This window comes from Bacillus sp. EKM208B (assembly GCF_011800725.1).
Taxonomy (GTDB): Bacteria; Bacillota; Bacilli; order Bacillales; family Bacillaceae; genus Bacillus; species Bacillus velezensis.
In genome coordinates this window covers 159730-179299 of sequence record NZ_JAANHO010000003.1, presented here as the reverse complement: position 1 = coordinate 179299, position 19570 = coordinate 159730, and the positions used below count along the sequence as shown (strand labels likewise).

At 47.1% G+C, this 19570-nt stretch carries 24 protein-coding genes and 1 pseudogene; 15 read left to right on the top strand and 10 right to left on the bottom strand.

Annotated features, from left to right (window positions below):
* Positions 1-44: 44 nt before the first annotated feature.
* The 5 genes from G9F75_RS06320 to G9F75_RS06300 all read left to right on the top strand — a co-directional run bounded on the left by G9F75_RS06320 (position 45) and on the right by G9F75_RS06300 (position 4746).
* Positions 45-758: a DUF421 domain-containing protein gene (locus tag G9F75_RS06320; RefSeq protein ID WP_017417413.1), complete on the top strand. Its 714-nt coding sequence runs from the start codon at positions 45-47 to the stop codon at positions 756-758.
* 68 nt (positions 759-826) lie between these two features.
* Complete coding sequence (locus tag G9F75_RS06315) at positions 827-1336, top strand: ferritin-like domain-containing protein (protein WP_007610501.1); 510 nt, start codon at positions 827-829, stop codon at positions 1334-1336.
* A 251-nt stretch (positions 1337-1587) separates the two neighbouring features.
* A complete protein-coding gene (locus G9F75_RS06310; RefSeq protein WP_021494950.1) occupies positions 1588-2208 on the top strand; it encodes a TetR/AcrR family transcriptional regulator in 621 nt (206 codons plus the stop codon).
* Between the two features lie 15 nt (positions 2209-2223).
* A complete protein-coding gene (locus G9F75_RS06305; RefSeq protein ID WP_014417364.1) occupies positions 2224-3420 on the top strand; it encodes an MFS transporter in 1197 nt (398 codons plus the stop codon).
* 168 nt (positions 3421-3588) lie between these two features.
* The gene (locus G9F75_RS06300; protein WP_022553582.1) at positions 3589-4746 is read left to right on the top strand and encodes an AbrB family transcriptional regulator; all 1158 of its coding nucleotides are present in this window, start codon (positions 3589-3591) and stop codon (positions 4744-4746) included.
* Positions 4747-4782: 36 nt separating this feature from the next.
* Here the strand turns inward: G9F75_RS06300 and G9F75_RS06295 are convergent, their stop codons facing one another.
* From G9F75_RS06295 to G9F75_RS06280, 4 genes are all read right to left on the bottom strand, one after another.
* A complete protein-coding gene (locus G9F75_RS06295; RefSeq protein ID WP_012117244.1) occupies positions 4783-5304 on the bottom strand; it encodes a MarR family transcriptional regulator in 522 nt (173 codons plus the stop codon).
* A gap of 88 nt (positions 5305-5392) precedes the next feature.
* Positions 5393-6871, bottom strand: a complete 1479-nt coding sequence (locus G9F75_RS06290; protein WP_121984147.1) for a monooxygenase — start codon at positions 6869-6871, stop codon at positions 5393-5395.
* Positions 6872-7017: 146 nt separating this feature from the next.
* A complete protein-coding gene (gene lepB / locus G9F75_RS06285) occupies positions 7018-7533 on the bottom strand; it encodes a signal peptidase I (protein ID WP_003155158.1) in 516 nt (171 codons plus the stop codon).
* Positions 7530-8156 (bottom strand): TVP38/TMEM64 family protein, encoded by a 627-nt coding sequence (locus G9F75_RS06280; protein WP_094032923.1) that lies wholly within the window; start codon positions 8154-8156, stop codon positions 7530-7532. The genes lepB and G9F75_RS06280 overlap by 4 nt, the downstream gene beginning before the upstream one ends.
* A gap of 152 nt (positions 8157-8308) precedes the next feature.
* Between G9F75_RS06280 and G9F75_RS06275 the strand changes: the two genes are divergently transcribed.
* From G9F75_RS06275 to G9F75_RS06260, 4 genes are all read left to right on the top strand, one after another.
* Entirely contained in the window at positions 8309-8668 is a 360-nt protein-coding gene (locus tag G9F75_RS06275; protein ID WP_017417407.1) for a YhjD family protein, read from the top strand.
* Between the two features lie 120 nt (positions 8669-8788).
* Complete coding sequence (locus tag G9F75_RS06270) at positions 8789-8989, top strand: DUF3311 domain-containing protein (protein WP_007409181.1); 201 nt, start codon at positions 8789-8791, stop codon at positions 8987-8989.
* A complete protein-coding gene (locus tag G9F75_RS06265) occupies positions 8986-10455 on the top strand; it encodes a sodium:solute symporter family protein (protein WP_021494946.1) in 1470 nt (489 codons plus the stop codon). Before G9F75_RS06270 ends, G9F75_RS06265 begins: the two co-directional genes overlap by 4 nt.
* A 41-nt stretch (positions 10456-10496) precedes the next feature.
* Complete coding sequence (locus tag G9F75_RS06260) at positions 10497-10814, top strand: YbjQ family protein (protein WP_003155166.1); 318 nt, start codon at positions 10497-10499, stop codon at positions 10812-10814.
* Positions 10815-10846: 32 nt separating this feature from the next.
* Here G9F75_RS06260 and G9F75_RS06255 read toward each other — a convergent pair whose 3' ends face one another.
* Positions 10847-11116, bottom strand: coding sequence for an excalibur calcium-binding domain-containing protein (locus G9F75_RS06255; protein WP_003155168.1), 270 nt, complete (start codon positions 11114-11116; stop codon positions 10847-10849).
* Between the two features lie 195 nt (positions 11117-11311).
* Between G9F75_RS06255 and G9F75_RS06250 the strand changes: the two genes are divergently transcribed.
* Positions 11312-12022, top strand: a complete 711-nt coding sequence (locus G9F75_RS06250) for a YrpD family protein (RefSeq protein ID WP_021494945.1) — start codon at positions 11312-11314, stop codon at positions 12020-12022.
* A 228-nt stretch (positions 12023-12250) separates the two neighbouring features.
* Here G9F75_RS06250 and G9F75_RS06245 read toward each other — a convergent pair whose 3' ends face one another.
* The 4 genes from G9F75_RS06245 to G9F75_RS06230 all read right to left on the bottom strand — a co-directional run bounded on the left by G9F75_RS06245 (position 12251) and on the right by G9F75_RS06230 (position 14373).
* A complete protein-coding gene (locus tag G9F75_RS06245) occupies positions 12251-12760 on the bottom strand; it encodes a MepB family protein (protein WP_021494944.1) in 510 nt (169 codons plus the stop codon).
* A 122-nt stretch (positions 12761-12882) separates the two neighbouring features.
* A complete protein-coding gene (locus G9F75_RS06240; RefSeq protein WP_100261684.1) occupies positions 12883-13254 on the bottom strand; it encodes an iron chaperone in 372 nt (123 codons plus the stop codon).
* Positions 13255-13280: 26 nt separating this feature from the next.
* Entirely contained in the window at positions 13281-13649 is a 369-nt protein-coding gene (locus tag G9F75_RS06235) for an iron chaperone (RefSeq protein WP_012117235.1), read from the bottom strand.
* 145 nt (positions 13650-13794) lie between these two features.
* Entirely contained in the window at positions 13795-14373 is a 579-nt protein-coding gene (locus tag G9F75_RS06230) for a competence protein ComK (RefSeq protein ID WP_003155179.1), read from the bottom strand.
* Positions 14374-14687: 314 nt separating this feature from the next.
* Here G9F75_RS06230 and G9F75_RS06225 point away from each other — a divergent pair, with 314 nt between their 5' ends.
* On the top strand, positions 14688-14921 hold the full coding sequence (locus G9F75_RS06225) for an IDEAL domain-containing protein (RefSeq protein ID WP_007610478.1): 234 nt from the start codon (positions 14688-14690) through the stop codon (positions 14919-14921).
* A gap of 30 nt (positions 14922-14951) precedes the next feature.
* Here G9F75_RS06225 and G9F75_RS06220 read toward each other — a convergent pair whose 3' ends face one another.
* A complete protein-coding gene (locus G9F75_RS06220) occupies positions 14952-15809 on the bottom strand; it encodes an SDR family oxidoreductase (protein WP_072177103.1) in 858 nt (285 codons plus the stop codon).
* Positions 15810-15933: 124 nt separating this feature from the next.
* Here G9F75_RS06220 and G9F75_RS06215 point away from each other — a divergent pair, with 124 nt between their 5' ends.
* The 4 genes and pseudogenes from G9F75_RS06215 to G9F75_RS06205 all read left to right on the top strand — a co-directional run bounded on the left by G9F75_RS06215 (position 15934) and on the right by G9F75_RS06205 (position 19560).
* Positions 15934-17457 (top strand): FAD-dependent oxidoreductase, encoded by a 1524-nt coding sequence (locus tag G9F75_RS06215; protein WP_014417355.1) that lies wholly within the window; start codon positions 15934-15936, stop codon positions 17455-17457.
* Positions 17454-18113 (top strand): annotated as a pseudogene (locus tag G9F75_RS20290) (protoglobin domain-containing protein); the annotation flags it as partial. The gene G9F75_RS06215 and the pseudogene G9F75_RS20290, both read left to right, overlap by 4 nt.
* A gap of 243 nt (positions 18114-18356) precedes the next feature.
* Positions 18357-18872: a methyl-accepting chemotaxis protein gene (locus G9F75_RS20285; protein ID WP_369719112.1), complete on the top strand. Its 516-nt coding sequence runs from the start codon at positions 18357-18359 to the stop codon at positions 18870-18872.
* Between the two features lie 130 nt (positions 18873-19002).
* On the top strand, positions 19003-19560 hold the full coding sequence (locus tag G9F75_RS06205) for a biotin transporter BioY (protein ID WP_014304743.1): 558 nt from the start codon (positions 19003-19005) through the stop codon (positions 19558-19560).
* Positions 19561-19570 lie beyond the last annotated feature (10 nt).

The window sequence follows — 19570 nt, the reverse complement described above, 5'->3', positions numbered from 1 at the left end:
AAAAAGTATCGCTTCTGACCAAAATAAAGAAAAAAGGACTAATGATGATGTCAGAATATCCCGAAGTGATTGTACGGACGGCTCTGTCGTTCAGCATTCTGTTTATCGGCGCCCGGATACTCGGTAAACAAACCATTTCACAGATGACGCTTTTTGATTTCATTGCGGCCATCTCGCTCGGCGCCATCACGGCAAATCTGTCGTTTAATACAAAGCTGCCGATTCATTATAATGTCATTGCCTACATTATTTTCGTGGCAATCATTTACCTTGTCGCATATCTTTCTATGAAAAACAGGGCCCTTAGGGGTTTCTTTGCAGGCAAACCGACCATTATCATTCAAAACGGTAAAATACTTGAGCATAATATGAAAACGATGCGTTATACCATCGACTACTTGAACCAGCAGCTGCGTGTAAATGACGTATTTGACATTTCTCAGGTTCAGACTGCCATCATTGAAACAAACGGCAGCATGTCAGTGGAGGTCAAACCGGAATTTGCGCCCGTTACAAGACAGGATCTCGGCATCTTTGCCGGACATGAAAAGAACTTTGCCGTTGAGCTGATTATGGACGGCCGGCTGGTGATGAAGAATCTGGAAGAAAACCACGTATCGGAAAAATGGCTGAGAGAAGAATTGGACAAGAGAAACCTCAAACCGGAAGACGTCGTATACGCTGTGCGCGGAAGCAACGGCCGGCTTTTTGTCGACACATACGACGACCATATTACATCGCCGCTGGATCAAGAATAAAAATGACATCCGCACATGTCACGGGCTGCCGCCGTATAATACCCTATAAACATCCGGGGGTGAGTCCAATGCACGAGAATTTTTTTCATTATACAGCCATCTGCAGTGACGATTCTGTGCTTATCAAGGATCTGGTAAAATCCATAAACGGTGAATACAGCGCTGTGATTTGCTACTCAATATTAGCCGAAAAAGCGCCGACCGCAGAAATCAGAAGACGAATCGAACATATCAGAGAAGAAGAAGTGCGCCACCTGCACGCTTTCTCTTCACTGTATACGTCAATTACCGGAAAACAGTTGACGCCGAAACAGACGGAGCATTGTCCGCACACATACAGAGAAGGACTGAGGGCGGCGTTTTATGATGAGCAGAAAACGAATGATTTTTATTTGCAGGCTTCCGATAGAGCGGTGCATCCGGAAGCGAAGCGGTTATTTGCCCGCACGGCATTTGACGAGCAGCGTCATGCCGTCTGGTTTTTATACGATATGGCCCACTCTCCTTTCCACCATACAGGGGGAACGGTATCAAACGCGCCGAACACAAGCTACACCGAGGTAAATACCGGAAAATAACGGTTCAGGCAGATCACGCTCCCCCGCCGGGAGTCTTCAGACCGCAGACAAACCCCGTTCTTTCAGCATGAGAGAATGGGGTTTACTTTTCGAGCCGTTTTTATACTCCCTCTAAACAATGGATAACTTCTTCATTGTATAATCAGCGAAAACCCTTTATAATAAAATAAACCAACTGGTCGGTTTTAAACGAACCGAACCCCGCTTTGCCGGGACAACGATATGAATGAGGCGGAAAGGATCTGTGTGAAGTGACAAATACAAAAGGCGGTGCCGGAAAGAGTGAAAAGACGAAGAACAGGCTCGTATCCGCTTCGCGTGACTTATTTGCAAAAAAAGGATATTCAGAAACATCGATTCGGGATATTTTAGAGGCGGCCGAAATCAGTAAAGGCAATCTATATCACCATTTTAAAGGAAAAGAGTTTCTGTTTCTTCATATCATGGAACAGGATCACCGCGTGATGATCGAGACGTGGAGGGAAATGGAAGCTGATCTGAAAGATGCTGCCGAAAAACTGGCGGGCTTTGCGGAGCTGCTCAGCCGGATGAGCATCAATTACCCGCTTATGAGAGCAAGTGAAGAGTTTTATGCGAGTGCGTTTACGTCAGAGGAGGTCGTAAAGCGGCTCAACAAAATTGATATTGAATATGACGATGTGATGAGGGAGATCTTAGAAGAGGGAAATCAAGACGGCAGCTGGTCCATTCATCATGTCGAATCAAAAGTGAAAATCCTGCTATCCGTCTTCTACGGTTTAGATGTGTTATATAAAAACGATACCATTCAGCAAAGAATCGAATTGCAAAAAGAAGCCATCTCCGCGTTTATTCACGGGTCGATCAGCGCTGATAAACAGAATGACAGCTGACAAAGGAGAAACAACATGCAAAAACCGATCAGAGAACAAAAGGCTGTACTCATCATCTTATTAAGCAACATATTTATTGCGTTTTTAGGCATCGGATTGATCATTCCCGTTATGCCGCTGTTTATGAATGTGATGCACTTGACGGGCAGCACAATGGGATACCTTGTCGCTGCCTTCGCCGTCGCGCAATTAATTGCATCCCCCATTGCGGGGAGATGGGTTGACCGCTTCGGCAGAAAAATCATGATTCTCGCCGGACTGTTTTTGTTCGCATTATCCGAACTGACCTTCGGATTGGGCACACATGTCTCCATTTTATATTTCGCAAGGGTGCTGGGGGGCATCAGTGCCGCTTTTATCATGCCCGCTGTTACAGCGTATGTCGCAGATATTACGACGGTGCAGGAAAGATCGAAGGCGATGGGCTATGTATCTGCCGCCATCAGCACAGGGTTTATCATTGGGCCCGGCATAGGAGGATTTATTGCCGATCACGGCGTTCGAATGCCGTTTTTCTTTGCGGCGGGAATTGCATTTATCGCAGTGATTTCCTCTGTCTTTATGCTGAAAGAGCCGTTAACTAAAGAAGAACGCGCAAAGCAGATGGAAAGCGTCAAAGAATCAACCTTCTTAAAAGATTTGAAAAAGTCGATTCATCCAAGCTACTTGATCGCCTTCATCATCGTCTTTGTTTTGGCATTCGGGCTGTCGGCGTACGAAACGGTATTCAGCTTATTTACAAACCATAAATTCGGCTTCACGCCAAAGGATATCGCCATTATTATTACGTTCAGCTCCATTGTGGCGGTCCTCATTCAAGTGCTCGCGTTCGGCAGACTTGTCAACTTCCTCGGGGAGAAAAAAGTCATTCAGCTTTGTCTGATCATCGGCGCTGTGCTGGCTTTCGTTTCTACGGTGATGTCAGGATTTTTGCCCGTGCTCGCTGTCACCTGCATCATTTTCCTTGCGTTTGATTTACTGCGCCCGGCACTGACTACTTATTTATCGAAAATCGCAGGAAATCAGCAGGGGTTTGTTGCCGGTATGAACTCAACATACACGAGTTTGGGCACCATTTTCGGCCCGGCTCTGGGCGGTATTTTATTTGATATGAATATTCACTTCCCGTTTCTGTTCGCAGGTGTGGTTTTATTTCTCGGTCTGGGATTGACCTTTGTGTGGAAAGGAAAAGCGGGCGAGGTTTCGGAGTAGGGTGCACTCACCCATCTCCGGAGCCTTTTTTTATGTTTGTGATAAGAAAAATGAATGGATTATGAGAAATAATTCATTATTTATTTATCTCAAAATCTATACTATAGTAATAGTAAGGTTAACGAGCTTAACAATTTAATATGAATGTTTCAGGAAGAAGGGTTTTCATTGAAGAAAGACAAACATCTCCTTACGGATATCTGGTTTATTCTCATCAGTGCGGCAGGGGGGTTTCTTCTTTCGCTTACAGGGATGTCGATCGCCTGGATGCTCGGAACGCTGGCCGCCGGCTGCATCCTCTCCATGACGAGGCCCCGCTGGCTGTTCATGGCGCCTGACAGAAGAGGGATTCACCGCAGATGGCTTGCAGCGGGACAAATGATCCTCGGCATCGAACTCGGCCAGAAACTGAACCTGTCCGTTCTGTCGGTTTTACGGGAGCATTGGCTTCCGGTAGGGTTCATGCTGATTTTCTCTATCGTGATGGCGCTTGTTTCCGGATATGTGCTCTTTCGGTTCAGCCGGACGGACATGATGACAAGCTTTGTAGGCACGGCGCCGGGCGGTTTATCCGCCATGCCCGGTATCGCCCAGGAAGTCGGCGCAAACACCGCGATTGTAAGCCTTATTCAGCTGACGCGCGTCCTTTTGGTCGTCATGACAATACCGTTTCTCGTCATTTTCTTATTTACCAAACAAAACGGTACGGCTCAGACATCAGCCGGAGCTGTTTCGGCAGGAGCTTCACATCCGGGCCTTATTCCCGTCTTGTTAACGGCCGGATTTATTTTGGCTGCCTGGCTTGCAAGCAAAGGCGCAAAACGGCTGAAATTTCCCGCCCCTTGGCTGCTCGGCAGCATGATCGGCGTTGCTGCTGCGGAAATCGGCGTGTCCGCCTTGGCGGGCAAAGACATGCTGGCCTGGTGGCCGCCGGAAGCGAACCAGCTGTCACAAATTTTTCTCGGCGCCACAATCGGATCAAAAATGTACAAAAGCATGTTCACCGGCGTGACGAGAGTGCTGACCGTCGGATTTATTTCTTCCGTCGGATTAATCGCCGCCATGATTCTGAGCGCGGTTGCGGTTTCTAAATTAACGGGCATCTCCATGATTACATCTGTTCTCGCCTTTTCTCCCGGCGGGATCGCCGAGATGGCGGCGACTTCGATCACCCTGCACGAAGACTCGACTTTCGTCGTCGCGGTTCAGGTCATCCGGATCGTTCTCGTCATCGCCATGCTTCCGCCCTTCTATCGGCTGCTGCACCACCTTTCTCAGCTGAAACGGGCACACGGCGAAAGAGGCCGGGCAGAAAGAGGAACATGATCCGAATAAAAAAACACGCATCCATATGCGTGTTTTTTATTTGAACAGCTCTCCGCCGCCATTTACAGACCGCCAGTTTGCTGAAAGATCACGGAACAGCCGTTCAGCAAATAACAGTTCTTCATCTGTATAGCGGTCTAAAAACGCCAAGAGCCGCTTTTTTATCAATTCATGATATTCATGATGAAGGGAATGCAGCTCTTTCCCGGCAGGAGTCAGCCGGAAATAGACTTCTTTTTTATTGTCGCTCAGCCGGGTTCTGCGCAGAAAGCCGGCTTCCAAAAACTTCGCGCAGCTTCTCGACACGGTCGGCTTTGTCGTCTTCATTTTTTCCGCTATTGACGTGACATTGATCGGTTCATGATCTCCGATACACGACAAAATGTGAATTTCCGTCAAGGTCAGCTGTAATTTTTTCCCGTTTTCTTCACGGAGTTCGTCCATCCGTCCGGCCAACGACGCCCTGATGTCCTCCTGACACCTCTCCTGCTCGTGAAAAATATCTGTCAGCCCTTCAAGAATCATGTGTTTTGCATGGTCTGGCTGTCTTCTGTCCAACTGCTGAGTCACCCTTCCGTATTGATTGTTTCTTTTACTATAACGTTTTGTTACACAAGAAACAATCACATAGGCGCATAAAAGGGTATCAGATGAACCCCCATCTCTCCAAACCGGCCAGAACGGCTTCTTCCGCTTCACGTCCCGAGCCGCCGGCTGCCCATGCCGCGTGGCCGTCCGGCCGGATTAAAACGGTGTGGACGTCATCCCAATCGGCACGTGTTTCAGCAAGATCCGCCCTGACAGCTGCCACGCTGTCCGTATCAATACCGGCGGGAATGCTCCCTCTTAATGACAGAAGCACAAAGGCGCCCTTATGAAGAAAATCATACAGCCGGGCCGGCCGCCCGTCATGAAGGGTCAATTCGATATCCGGCAGGCGTTTTCCGTTCAGGGTATGCGGCGGCAGCTCCGCATCCGGTTCATAATGCAGATCAAGCGCGGATACTTTTCCCGCCAATAAACGGTTGGACTCCTGAAAATCCAGCAAAGCGGTCATCGTTTCTCTTAATGCCATACCCGACTCGGTAAAATCCATGAGCTTTATCTGGGTTTTTATATTGTGCAACACTTCTTTTCCTGTGCTGTGCCTTTCCTGATGATAGCTGTCCAGAAGATGAGGCGCCGCTTTTCCCTTCATTTGCGCCGCCAGCTTCCAGCCGAGGTTGAAGGCATCCTGAAGCCCCGTGTTCAGGCCTTGGCCGCCTGCGGGAAAATGAATGTGCGCCGCATCACCGGCCACAAAAACCCGGCCGGAGCGGTATTGTTCGGCCTGACGCTCGGCATTGCCGAACCGCGACATCCATACCGGATCACTCAATCCGAAATCAGTGCCGCATATCCGCTGCAGGTCTTCTTTCAGCTCATTTTCAGTGACCGGCTCTTCCTTCCGCTTTTGCGGAGCGTGCGGAGAAATGATCAGGACGCGGAAAAGTCCGTCCGTAAGAGGGACAATCACAACCGATCCCTCCAGGCGGCACGTTGACAAAAAGGAAGATTCGGGCGGATGTTTCAAAGCGGCATCACAGAGGGTTCCTGTTAAGTCGGCATCAGTGCCCGAAAAAGCGATGCCCGCCTGTTTCCTGACAATGCTCCCCGCTCCGTCTGTACCCGCTGCATAAAAGCTGTGAAGAGTGCGGATACCGCTTTCGTCCCGGAACACCGTCTCCACTCCGTCATCCGTCTGGATGACAGCCACCGCTTCCGCCCCGCGGATGATGTCTGCGCCGAGACTTGATGCATACTCCTCCAAAATCCGCTCCGTTTCTGCCTGAGGCAGCATTAACGAATAATTCTGCTTCGTATCCAGCCGAGAAAAATCCAGCCGTGTATCCAGCATGGAAAAATGGCCGGAAGACACCTTCGTCCCTTTTTCCAAAAAGCGTTCCAATATGCCCCTCATGGCAAAAAGCTCAAGTGTGCGCGGATGCATGATAAGCGCTTTGGAATATGGCACCGTCTTCTTCAATCGTTCAATGACAGTCGTTTTCACTCCGGCCAGCGCCAGTTCTGATGCAAGCATAAGCCCGACCGGACCTCCCCCGATAATGGCAGTCTGTGTTTTCATCTCATCAGTCCTCTTTCATATTTTTTGTTACACACGTAACAATATCACCAAAAATAAAACGCTTCTTTTTTGTTTCGCGCGTAACAATTTTCATTATAGTCTTTCCTCTGCTTTTTGACAATCATTTCCGAAAAAAAAGACGCCGTTCACTTGGCGTCTGATTCACTGATGACTCCGACAATGTCTTTATCCTTAATCGGACCGAAATGACGGCTGTCGAGGCTGTATATGCGGTTGTCGCCAATAACAAAGTATTGTCCCTTCGGTATACTTTTGCGCCCGGTCGTTTCCTTCAGCGTATAATCACCGGTCACATGGCTCCCGGCGGACAATGATGACTTTAACGGTTTTAAAAACGGTTCCGCCACCCGTTTTCCATTCACATACAGCTGATCCTCCCTGTATGCAATTGACTCGCCTGGGAGCCCGATGACTCGTTTGATCAGCACTTTGCGGTGCGGGCCTTTAAACAGAACAATATCGAAACGGCGGATCGTTTTGTAACGATGGGAAAACTTGTTGACCATCAGCTCATTTCCTTGTTTAAAGGTCGGATTCATGCTGATTCCTTCGACTTTATAATCAATAAAAATGGCATTCTTTAATTGTATGGCCAAAACAACGATAAGCACGCCGGCTATAAACCAAAATCGTTTTTTCAAGATTCCTGTCTCCCTCCGTCTTTCTCATGCTGACTGATTCTCGTCTGTAAACGCCGTTCGATATGCTTTCCGGCATACCACAGCACCGCGATCACCGTTATGGCGCCCGCCATCCTGAAAGGCTGTGTCATGAGTGCGTGAAGATCATACCCGATAAAGCTGATCATAAAGATCATGACCATTTTCCCCATAGCGGCTGCTGATATAAACTGCAGCGCCCTCACCCGTGACAGACCGGCAACGATATGAACCGCAGCGGACGGCGTAAAGGGGAAGCAAAGTAAAATAAACAGCGGACCGAAACCGTGCCGCTCAACCCAGAGCATCATCCGCCTTATGGTCTGATGCCTGCGGATGAAACCGAAAGCTCTTTTCTGTCCGAAACGGCGGACGGCATAAAACATCAGTATCGATCCTGCCGCAGACCCGAGCCACGACAGAAAAAAACCTTCCCACAAACCAAATGCATTCGTATTCGCCACCACAAATACAACGAGCGGCAAAAACGGAAGAAACGCTTCAATAAAAGGCAGTGCAGCCGCAGCCGCCGGGCCGAAAGCTCTATAGCTTTGGAACCATTCCGTCAGCTGTTCCTCAGTCAAATATGATAAAAAATGCTCCAACGTTTATACTCCTTAACGAGTTTGTCTATCCATATTCTACACATTATCTCCAAAAAACGAAAATGTTTACGAGATTTTCCGCCTTGAAATATCGTGTAAGCGAGTATAAAATAAGAACAAACGTTCTCTTTTTTAAGAAAGAAGGAGTATTTATGCCTGACATCCGGAGCGGCACCCGCGATCTCATCGAAAAAGGGCTGTTTCTGCCCATGGCGGCTGCCATCCTGAACCGGGACCTCGAAGCGCTTGATTCGTGCCCGTTCAAATTAAAACAACCCTATAAACAGCTTATCGGCTGCTCTTTAAAATTAGCACAAAAGGATTTGAGTGATGTTCGAAAAGAGTTAAGAAAGCGTAAAATTAAACTATACGAAGCGGAAAGAGACGAAGCATTTACGCTTTATATATGCACCATTAACGGCTATGAAGAAAAACACCGTTATTTCAACCCGAGAATACGGGAACAGGTAACCGCCTTATTGGAATATTACCTGTCTCTTGCGACCATTTAAAAAGCAGCCGGGACTGCTTTTCCTTTTCAGTCAATAAATTTCAGACTATTCGCACTATACATTCGACATGATTTTCTTTATAATCGGGACACGCTGTTTCCAATGAAAAGGAGGAATGTTATGAAACTGATTCATGTTCTCGCCGCCCTGCCCTTTTTCGGAATTCTCGCCGGCATTCCATTTGCCAACCGGGTGACGCCTTATGTTTTCGGAATGCCTTTCATTCTCGCGTATGTCGTCATCTGGGCGGTGCTGACTTCCGTTCTGATGGCCGCTGTTTACAAATTGGACAAAGAAAACAAGGCGGGTGAGGCGGAATGAACGCAGCATTTCCCGTAATGGCCGTCGTGCTCCTGTTTTGTGTATATCTCGGAATCCGGGCCCGAAAAGGAAAAAATATGGACCTTGAACAATGGACAGTGGGCGGACGCGGCTTCGGCACGATGTTTGTCTTTTTATTAATGGCGGGAGAAATATACACGACCTTTACATTCCTCGGCGGAAGCGGATGGGCTTACGGAAAAGGAGGCCCCGCCTTTTATATTATCGCGTACGGCTGCCTTGCCTACATTTTGTCATATTGGCTTCTGCCAGCCGTGTGGACTTACGCCAAACAACACAAACTGATGTCGCAATCAGATTTTTTTATTTCAAAATACAACAGCCCGCTCCTCGGCATTCTCGTATCGCTCGTCGGCATCGCATCCCTCATCCCCTATCTCGTCCTGCAGCTGAAAGGGCTCGGATTAATTGTTTCAGCAACGTCATACGGACAGATTCCGCCCTCAGCCGCTGTCTGGATCGGCGCTGTCTCCATCACGATTTATGTGATGATATCAGGAATCCACGGTTCAGCGTGGATATCCGTCGTTAAAGATATCATGATTTTAGGCATCGTCCTGTATTTAGGCATTTATTTGCCCATTCATTACTATGGCGGGTTTACGGAAATGTTCAAACAAATTGACGCCGCAAAACCCGGTTTTCTCACGCTACCGGAAACCGGACAGAGCGTTTCCTGGTTCAGCTCAACGGTTTTGCTGACCGCCCTCGGCTTTTATATGTGGCCCCATACATTTGCCGCTTCCTATTCGGCGGAGCATCCGCGGGTGTTTCGGAAAAACGCAATCATCATGCCTCTTTATCAGCTCGTCCTGCTGTTTGTCATCTTTACCGGATTTGCGGCGATTCTGCAGGTGCCCGGTTTAAAAGGGGCGGATACGGATCTCGCCTTATTAAAGCTGTCTGTGAAAACCTTTGATCCCTGGTTTGTCGGACTGATCGGATCGGCGGGCATTCTGACGGCGCTTGTACCCGGTTCAATGATATTAATGGCCTCAAGCACGCTGTTCGCCAAAAATGTGTACAAAGCCATTCTGCCCGGCACGACTGACGAAAAAGTCTCACGGCTCGCAAAATACGCCGTACCCGTCATCGCGCTGATATCCGTATATTTTACGCTGAAAGGCGGAAATACCATCGTCACCTTGCTTTTAATGGGCTACAGCCTTGTCACCCAGCTTTTCCCCGCCCTCTTATTCAGCCTGCCGAAGCGGCGTTTCATCACAAGCCACGGCGCTTTTGCCGGCATAACGGCCGGGGTCGGAACGGTAGCCTTCATTACGCTGACCGAATCAACCATCGGAACCCTCTTTCCGTTTCTTCCGCAGATCGTTAAGGATATGAATACAGGCATCATCGCACTGGTTCTGAACATTGCCGTCATGTTTGCAGTCAGCGCCGCAGTCAGAAAAAAACAAATCAGCGCAGCCGAAAAGGCGGCTTAAATGGTAAGATAGCGGTAAGATACACGAAAGGGGAAAAACGCATGATCATGACAACGACCGAAACTGTCGCCGGAAAACAGATTACAGAAGTGAAAGGCTTGGTGACAAGCAGTATCGTCCAGTCCAGACACATCGGCAAAGACTTGCTTGCAGGCTTAAAATCTGTCGTCGGCGGCGAATTGAAAAGCTATACTGAAATGCTGGAAGACTCCAAAAAAGCGGTGAAAGAGCGCCTGATCAGAGAGGCGGAGCAGCTCGGAGCGAACGCCATCGTCGGCCTGCGGTTCGAACTGACCGCAGGACAGAACACATCCGAATTAATCGGATACGGAACCGCCGTCACCGCCGAATCCATTTAAAAAAACAAGCCTCTTTAAAGAGGCTTGTTTTTTTATTTCTCACATGCAATATAGTCTTTATCTCGGTCAAGTCTTTTATTTGCATTGTAAAGCGCTTTTGATACATACGGCTTGTACTTTGTTCTGCCGCCCTTGTTTTTCACTTTCGACGATTTGGCCACACCGCCCTTATACACCTTATTCAGCGCCTTGCAGTTTTGATACGTTTTTACCTTTGTTTTCGCTTCTGCCGTCTGCCCCGCTCCGTATGAACAACCGAACACCAGACCGAAAGACAAAAGCACAGCTGCCGTCTTTTTCATTTCTATCCTATCCCCTTTCCTGAATCATGCTGTATTGCTGAACATATCATAGTTCAAATAATCTCCATTTACAAGATAAATAGGAAAATAGTTTTAATTTACGTCCGCCCGTATATCTTTTATGGAATTTTTCCCAAAACCTTTTATAATATGAATTGATAGCGCTATCTGACTATGATGATAGGAGGAGAAATGATGATGAAAAAAGGGCTTCTTGCGGGTGTGCTCACTACAGCCGTTCTATTCGGCGCATGTACGGCGGATATTCCGGGGGTGATCAGTCCCAATACGGCGGAAGCGGCGTCCCAGCTCAGCAAAGGAATCGGCGGAAGGGCCTACCTGAACAGCACGGGCTCAGTTCTCGTCACGAAAATTCAGCTTCCAAGCTCGATTCAGGTGTCAAATGGGACAGCCTATATTTACTCAGGATTTACCGGAGGCACAGAGGCTGATATCGGGCTTCAGTACAGTGACACCTATCATGTATGGAAACCGATCATGAAAGTCGGTTCAAAGGGGCAAGGCCAGGTCCGGTATCTGGAAGGAGAAAGCCAATTCACCTATACGAAAGGCTTCCGGCCCGGCAGCACCGTACAGCTGACCATTTACAAAAATCTGAACGGCAATACCCGCGCCACATATTGGGGCACGAATAATGACGGATACACCGGCCGCATCATCTCAGAACTCGCCCAAACAAATGTAGGCTCTGTCTCAAAATGGAAAGCGCTCGCCACCGTCGCGGTCACATCAGAGGATCAGCGCCCTTACATCAAATCAAACTTCTCAACAGCCTTTACGAACATCTCGATCGACAATAAAGCAGTCACCCCTGTGATTGATACACAGGATTTTGCCAAATTGACAGTGTCAGGCAGCAGCGTCAGCATGTCTGTCGTCAAATAAAGAATGTTGAACGCACGATTTCTGACATCGTGCGTTTCGTGAGGGTCTGCCGGATACGCAAATCCCTTATTTTTCGGATGACGTTTAATAAACAAACTCTGTTACATTCAAAATGTCGATTTCTATATAACAATTAGAGGAACCTCATTTGTTGAGGTTCCCCGTTATTCTCCAACTCACGCACCGGTTAACTTCACATACTGTCAGCCGGCTCAGGGCTGTCCAATTTTAGTTAGAATATAGCTTTAACAGGTCTTGTGCTGGAAAACGATCTGCATCGTTCGCCTCAACAAAATATGCCAACTGCCATTTTTGTGTTTTGATAGCTTGTTTGCTAGTGGGATTTTCCCATTCAGGGTAAACTCTAATTGCCATTTTTCCTTTTGCAGCGGCTGTTTTAAGGATATTTTGCTTTACAAGAACTTCTTTTGGAAAAACAAATTGTCCAAAATGATTATTACCGGCAAAAGTATTGATAACCAATAAATCAGCAGTTTTTTCATATGAAAAGGCTTGGTTTTTACCATCTCCATCTTTTTCCCAAAAAGCAACAAACTGTCCTATCTTGTTAGGCGTTATTTTTGCGACTCTGAATCGAACTGACTTTGAATGCAGTTGAAACATACCGGCCCCATACTCTGAGTTTTGAGCTTCTTCTTGAATATCATGTATCGTTAAGTGATTTGGTTCATAAAAAATTTTATTTACATATGTTAACGCCTTATAAAATTCATTCACTGCTTCGTACTCCTTATTTTTTATAGTACGTCATCCATTGCTTCTTGATTAAAATGGGCTGATCATGTGTTTCCAATAAAAAAACAGCCCTCCTCAGGGTTGTTTTTTTAACATTTCTTTCATTATTTCCGCCAAAATGCTGAGCAGTCCGCCTTATCCTGAATATTGAATTGAATCATGCGTTCAAGCAGCTCATAATGTACCGGTTCAGTCGATTGAATTCTGAACAAACGGGAAGTAGCGCTGTAGCCGGCACGGGCAATGTCGTCGGCAAAATGCGCAATTCCCGCTTCTTCGGGGGAAACACTTACATGATGCTTTGCTGCCGCAAAGCCGATAATAAAGGTGCCGTGATCCGTAAACATCGGCGTGTTCCACTTGATCTGCGCTTCTAAGTTCGGAAATTGGTCAGCCGTCCACGAGAGGATTTCCTCCATTCGCAGACGATGATCAGGGCTGTCGATACTTGATAAATAGTCTTTGAAAACGTCCATGTCTTCCTCCTTCAACATCACGTCCGCTAGCGCCAAAACCCCGGATTTTCAGCTTTTTCCTTGATGTTAAATTCGATGATCTTCTTAAGCAGATCATAGTGCACCGGATCAGTCCATCGAATTCTGAACAGGCGCGAAGAAGCGCTGTACCCGGCTTGAGCGATGTCATCGGCAAAATGCTCCATCGTCTCTTTTTCAGGTAAAATGCTCAAATGATTTTTTGCCGCGGCAAACATAATGATATAGGTGCCGTGATCGGTAAATGTCGGTTTGTTCCACTTGATCTGCGCTTCTAAGTTCGGAAATTGGCCAGCCGTCCACGACAAAATTTCCTCTGCTTTGAGACGGTGATCCGGGTTATCGATTCCTGATACATATTTTGCAAACACATCCATGCCCATCTCTCCTAAAATGAAATATCATTACTCTTTACATCATCATAGCCAACAGACGGACACGATACAACTCTGCCCGGGCATGTAAATCGAAAAAAGCCCTCCCCAAAAGGAGAGGACCCGTCCCTTCACATCACAGCTTTCTCTAATATCTCTCCCCCAGCTCCCGCAAAATAAAGTCGTAGATCATTCTTGTCCGCTCTTCCTTCGGATACAGCATGAATTCCTGCCGCTTCGGGATATGGCTGCCCATCCTGTCCTGAAAAGTGGTTCTGAGATAGGCGGTTCTGTAAACCTGATTTTCAAAAGAATGATAGGATACTTCCAGTTCCATCGTTTTGCCGTTTGAGAACGTGACCGCTGTATCATCAAATGCCGTCGGTTGAAAATCTTTAACGTGCACATGCGATATCCAGCCGCATTGAGGCCTTGCAGAAGAAAGTGTAGGGAATAAAAAGATGTGATTTGAAGGGTCCACCATAATCGGCGGCTTGTGAGAAATTTTAATCGCTTCATATGTTCCCGCTTTTCTCCCGGCATAGCTGGAGCCAAAGTAGCGGCAGCTTCTGTCGATGATGTGAATCGGCTTCATGCTGACATACAGAATGCAGTCTTTTTCAATGACCTTCGACCCCATTTTACCGTCTATTTCCTCAGGCAAAACAGCGATGGTTGAACGATTTACTTCGTAGCTTTCTAAGGGTGCGTGTGTTTTCTGGCACATGATGTGCAGCCTCCAATCCTTTTCTTGAAAATTTATACTAATAATCTATCATCTGTCATTGGAAAACGACAGGTTTTTTTCGAATATAGCTAAAAATCACCTTTTAAAGATGTAATTTAGTCTTAAATTACTATTTAAATATTATTTTTCTTTTTCATTTCACCTCATTATACAATGATCATTTTTGTTTTTTCGTCAATTTGCAGGATATGTCGATATATTTCCAAGTATTAGTTGTCTAAAGATTATAAAAATTAATTGATTTTTCCGGCCGTTATCCATATACTATAAAAAAGGCATTGGGGGGATTCTTTATGAAAGAGAAAAAGTCGTACACTGAGCTCATGAAGTCCCGCAACACGCAAAAAGCAAACGAATTCGATGTGACAATGGCCGATATTTACATTCAAATGGTGCTTGATGAATCCTTGTATAAACGCCGGATCGCCATGCTGACAATGCAGATTAATAAGGCGCTTGATGATAAAAATAAAGAAGCGTTCCTCACGCTTTCAAAAGAATATGCCGCACTCAAACAGAGTGAATAAGCCAATCCATATGGATTGGCTTTTTTTACATTATCCGTTTACGATGGTGCCGCCGTTCACATGAATCGTCTGTCCCGTGACATAGGAAGAATCATCGCTTGCTAGGTACAAATAGCTCGGCGCCACTTCAACAGGCTCTCCCGGGCGCTGCATCGGCACGTCTGAGCCGAAGACTTCCACTTCCTTCGCCGAGAAGCTCGCCGGGATCAGCGGCGTCCAGATCGGCCCCGGCGCCACTGCGTTTACCCTGATGCCCTGAGTGACAAGAGATTGGGAAAGAGATCTTGTAAACGTGACGATCGCCCCTTTTGTCGCTGAATAGTCAATCAATGTTTTATGGCCTTTATAGGCGGTAATGGAGGCCGTATTAATAATTGAACTTCCTTTTTTCAGGTGAGGGAGCGAGGCTTTCGTTAAGTAAAACATTGAAAAAATATTCGTCTGAAACGTTCTGATGAGCTGGTGGCTCGTGATTTTCTCAATCCCCGGCTGCACGTGCTGCTCCCCCGCGTTGTTGACCAGGATGTCAATGGAAGGAAAGGCTTGGCCCGCCTGGCGGATGACATCGTTGCAGAAGGCTTCGTCGCCGACATCCCCTGCGATCAGCAGACACTTCGCCCCCTCTTTTTCTACATATTGCTTCGTCTCTTCGGCATCCTGATGCTCATCAAAGTAAACGATGACCACATTAGCGCCTTCCTTCGCGAATAAAACGGATACGGCGCGGCCGATCCCGCTGTCTCCGCCCGTGATGATCGCCGTTTTCCCTTCAAGTTTTTTCGCCGCTTTCGGTTTGTCAAAAACGGGGCGCGGGTCCATTACATATTCAAAGCCCGGCTGCCGGTTTTGATGCTGCGGCGGCAAGGTTTTCTTCTTCTGATTAGCCATTTTGATCACTCCTTTACATTAATTACTATATTATGAGTAATTTGAGCAACTTATACGAATTTCATGTATGAACAGAGTCTTATTGGAAAAATTAAGAATATACAACAGAGGAGGTAAATCTGAATTGACTACTTTTTCAAACGAGGAACCGGCTTCCTATTGGAAAGCGACAGCTGACATTCCTTCCTTTCCCGCCCTCACTGAAGATACGGAATGTGACGTTGCGGTTATCGGCGGAGGAATTACGGGCCTGACAACGGCATATGAACTGACGAAAAGAGGTTTCCGTGTCGCTGTCATTGAAGCAGACCGGATTTTAAACGGGACGACCGCGGGCACGACCGCAAAAATCACCGCCCAGCATGATTTCATCTATGCCGATCTTATTCAGCAGATCGGACAGACCAGCGCAAGGCTGTATTTCGAAGCCCATCTCCGCGCCATGGAAGACATGAAGCAGATCATCAAGGACCTTTCGATTGACTGCAGACTGATTGAACAAGACGCATATCTTTACACCAATACAGAATCAGGCGCCAAAAAAATCCGCAGTGAGCAGGAAGCTTATACCAAGCTCGGTATTGAACACGAGCTTGTGAAAGAACTTCCCGTCCCTGTTGATTGCAGGCTCGGCCTCGCCATGAAGAATCAGGCGCAATTCCATCCGCTTTTATATGGCGCGGCGCTCGTCAAAGAGATCGTTAAAAACGGGGCGCGGATTTTTGAACAGACGGCTGCGATCGACATAAAAAAAGAACCGCAGCCGGAAGTGGTCACGAAAAACAGACACGGCATCAAGTGCAGCTACATTGTCTGCTCTTCCCACTTTCCTTTTTATGACGGAGGCGGGCTTTACGCCGCCAGAATGTATGCCAGCAGATCCTACGTACTCGCGGTAAAACCGAAACAAGCGTATCCGGACGGGATGTATCTCAGCATAGACAAGCCGTCCAGATCACTGCGATACACCGATTTGAACGGTGAAAAACTGGTTCTTGTCGGCGGCGAAAGCCACAAAACAGGCCAAGGAAAAGAAATGTCCGAGCATTACGAAGCACTGAAACAATTTGCGGAAGACACAATCGGAGTTGAAAGCATCCCATATCATTGGTCTGCACAAGACCTTGTCACCATTGACAAAATTCCGTTCATCGGTCCCATCTCGGGCGATGAAGAACATATTTTGGCGGCGACCGGTTTTAAAAAATGGGGCATGACAAGCTCAGCGCTCGCCGCGAAGCTTTTGGCTGATCATATTCAAAACAAAAAGAACCCGTTTTCCGGCCTGTTTATTCCGTCACGCTTCCACGCAGATCCGGGACTGAAAAAACTGATTTCTTATAATGCCGACGTGGCCAAACACCTTATCTCGGGCAAACTTGAGAGGCCGGACGCTTCACCTGAGACTCTTCGGCCCGGGGAGGGAAAAATCGTAACGGTAAACGGCAAACGGGCCGGCGCCTATAAAGATGAAAAAGGCTGTCTGCATCTTGTCGATACGACATGCACCCATTTGGGCTGTGAGGTCGAATGGAATGACGGCGAACGGACGTGGGACTGTCCTTGTCACGGGTCCCGGTTCACACCTGACGGCGGGGTTGCCGAAGGTCCCGCCATCAAGCCGCTGAAGCGCCTCAGCCAAGATTGACTAAACCATTCTGTACGAATGGTTTTATTTTTTTCCGCATTAAAATATTTTTATCAGATTCCTTCATTCAAGTTCCTTCCATACCGATAAAAAGAAAAAGAGAATATCTGGGGGAACTTATATTGTTATTTAAAAAAGACCGCAAAAAAGAAACAGCTTATTTTTCAGAAGCCGATGGAAAAAAACGCATCGCGCTTTCAAATCAATATGCAGATGTCCAAAAACAGCTAAAAATGGTCAGGCTCGGAAACGAAGAACTTCATGTGCTTGAAGAGCTGCAGCCGTTAATTAAAGAACATATCTCAACAATCGTCGATTCCTTTTACCGAAACCTGGATCACGAAAAGTCATTAATGACGATCATTAACGACCACAGCACGGTGGAGCGCCTGAAAAAAACATTACGGCGTCATATCCATGAGATGTTCGCCGGCACGATTGATGATGAATTCATTGAAAAAAGACAGCGCATTGCTTCCATCCACTTGCGGATCGGCCTTGAACCGAAATGGTATATGGGAGCGTTTCAGGATCTGCTTCTGTCGATGATGAACATATATGAAGCAGCAATTCCGGATTTGCATGAGCTTTTAAAAGCGATCAAAGCGACGACGAAAATATTGAATCTTGAACAGCAGCTCGTCCTTGAAGCATTCCAGAGCGAATATAACTGCCAGCGTGACGAACAAGAGGAAAAGAAAGCCCGTCTTCATCAAAAAATCCAGGAAACATCCGGATCACTCGCTGATTTGTTTTCAGAAACGAGCAGAGCCGTGCAGGAGCTGGTCGATAAATCCGAGGGCATTTCCGAGGCGTCAAAAGCCGGCACCGTCACTTCCGTACATGTCGAAGAAAAATCAATCGGCGGGAAAAAAGAGCTTGAAAGCCAGCAGAAGCAGATGAATAAAATCGACGCCAGCCTTCTGCAGATTGAAGAAGAAATGGACAAGCTGAATGACATCGCCCAGCAGATCGAAAAAATCTTCGGCATCGTGACGGGGATCGCCGAGCAAACGAATCTCCTGTCGCTCAACGCTTCAATAGAATCCGCGAGAGCCGGAGAGCACGGCAAAGGGTTCGCCGTTGTGGCGACGGAGGTAAGAAAGCTTTCAGAGGATACGAAAAAAACCGTTTCCACCGTATCAGAGCTCGTGAACAACACCAATACACAAATCAACATCGTGTCCAAACATATTAAAGATGTCAACGGACTTGTAAGTGAAACGAAAGAAAAAATGACGCAGATCAACCGTCTGTTTGATGACATCGTCCAAAGCATGAAAACGAGCAAAGACCAGACAGGCAAAATCGACGTTGATTTGCAGGCCTTTCTCGGCGGCCTTCAAGAAGTCAGCCGCGCCGTTTCCCACGTTGCATCATCCGTTGATTCACTTGTTATCCTTACAGAAGAATAAAGATAAACCGACCGGCCTTTTTCATAAAGGGCCGGTCTTTTTAATGTTAACTTAAAATATAATAGAGTTGACATATATAAAGACTCGCTTTATTGTATAAACATATTTTGATAAGCTGGAGGAATACATAATGAAATTGACAGAAATGATGCATATTGCCGTGTTTACCGCTATTATGGGACTTTTGGGGCTGCTCCCGCCGCTTTTCTTATCTTTTACGCCGGTTCCGATTACGCTCCAGACGATCGGTGTGCTCTTATCGGGAAGCATCCTAAAACCGAAAGCGGCGTTTTTAAGCCAATTGCTTTTTTTGCTGATTGTGGCATGCGGAGCGCCTCTCCTTTCAGGCGGCAGAGGCGGGTTCGGGGTTTTTTTCGGGCCGAGCGCCGGATATCTCATCGCATATCCGCTGGCGGCATTACTTCTGAGCCTCAGCATCCAAGGCCTTCGCTCAGCTGCTGTCCCCCATTTGTTTATCAGACAGTTCTTGTTCGGCGTGCTGTTTTTGTATGTCATCGGCATTCCCGTTCAGGCTTTTATAATGCACATTGATATCTTGACTGCCGTAAAGCTCAGCCTCATCTATGTGCCCGGAGATCTGCTTAAAGCGGCCGCAGCCTCATTCGCAGCCGTAAGAATCAGAAAAACTCTTCAAGCAAGCCGGCTTTTGCCGACGAAAGGAAGCTGATTTTAGTCGT

Excerpts from the sequence above, each read along its gene's own strand:
- G9F75_RS06320 (WP_017417413.1), top strand. The coding sequence starts at position 45 with ATGATGTCAGAATATCCCGAAGTGATTGTACGGACGGCTCTGTCGTTC.
- G9F75_RS06315 (WP_007610501.1), top strand. The coding sequence starts at position 827 with ATGCACGAGAATTTTTTTCATTATACAGCCATCTGCAGTGACGATTCT.
- G9F75_RS06305 (WP_014417364.1), top strand. The coding sequence starts at position 2,224 with ATGCAAAAACCGATCAGAGAACAAAAGGCTGTACTCATCATCTTATTA.
- G9F75_RS06290 (WP_121984147.1), bottom strand. The coding sequence starts at position 6,871 with ATGAAAACACAGACTGCCATTATCGGGGGAGGTCCGGTCGGGCTTATG.
- G9F75_RS06275 (WP_017417407.1), top strand. The coding sequence starts at position 8,309 with ATGCCTGACATCCGGAGCGGCACCCGCGATCTCATCGAAAAAGGGCTG.
- G9F75_RS06270 (WP_007409181.1), top strand. The coding sequence starts at position 8,789 with ATGAAACTGATTCATGTTCTCGCCGCCCTGCCCTTTTTCGGAATTCTC.
- G9F75_RS06265 (WP_021494946.1), top strand. The coding sequence starts at position 8,986 with ATGAACGCAGCATTTCCCGTAATGGCCGTCGTGCTCCTGTTTTGTGTA.
- G9F75_RS06260 (WP_003155166.1), top strand. The coding sequence starts at position 10,497 with ATGATCATGACAACGACCGAAACTGTCGCCGGAAAACAGATTACAGAA.
- G9F75_RS06255 (WP_003155168.1), bottom strand. The coding sequence starts at position 11,116 with ATGAAAAAGACGGCAGCTGTGCTTTTGTCTTTCGGTCTGGTGTTCGGT.
- G9F75_RS06250 (WP_021494945.1), top strand. The coding sequence starts at position 11,312 with ATGATGAAAAAAGGGCTTCTTGCGGGTGTGCTCACTACAGCCGTTCTA.
- G9F75_RS06240 (WP_100261684.1), bottom strand. The coding sequence starts at position 13,254 with ATGGACGTTTTCAAAGACTATTTATCAAGTATCGACAGCCCTGATCAT.
- G9F75_RS06235 (WP_012117235.1), bottom strand. The coding sequence starts at position 13,649 with ATGGATGTGTTTGCAAAATATGTATCAGGAATCGATAACCCGGATCAC.
- G9F75_RS06230 (WP_003155179.1), bottom strand. The coding sequence starts at position 14,373 with ATGTGCCAGAAAACACACGCACCCTTAGAAAGCTACGAAGTAAATCGT.
- G9F75_RS06225 (WP_007610478.1), top strand. The coding sequence starts at position 14,688 with ATGAAAGAGAAAAAGTCGTACACTGAGCTCATGAAGTCCCGCAACACG.
- G9F75_RS06220 (WP_072177103.1), bottom strand. The coding sequence starts at position 15,809 with ATGGCTAATCAGAAGAAGAAAACCTTGCCGCCGCAGCATCAAAACCGG.
- G9F75_RS20285 (WP_369719112.1), top strand. The coding sequence starts at position 18,357 with ATGAATAAAATCGACGCCAGCCTTCTGCAGATTGAAGAAGAAATGGAC.
- G9F75_RS06205 (WP_014304743.1), top strand. The coding sequence starts at position 19,003 with ATGAAATTGACAGAAATGATGCATATTGCCGTGTTTACCGCTATTATG.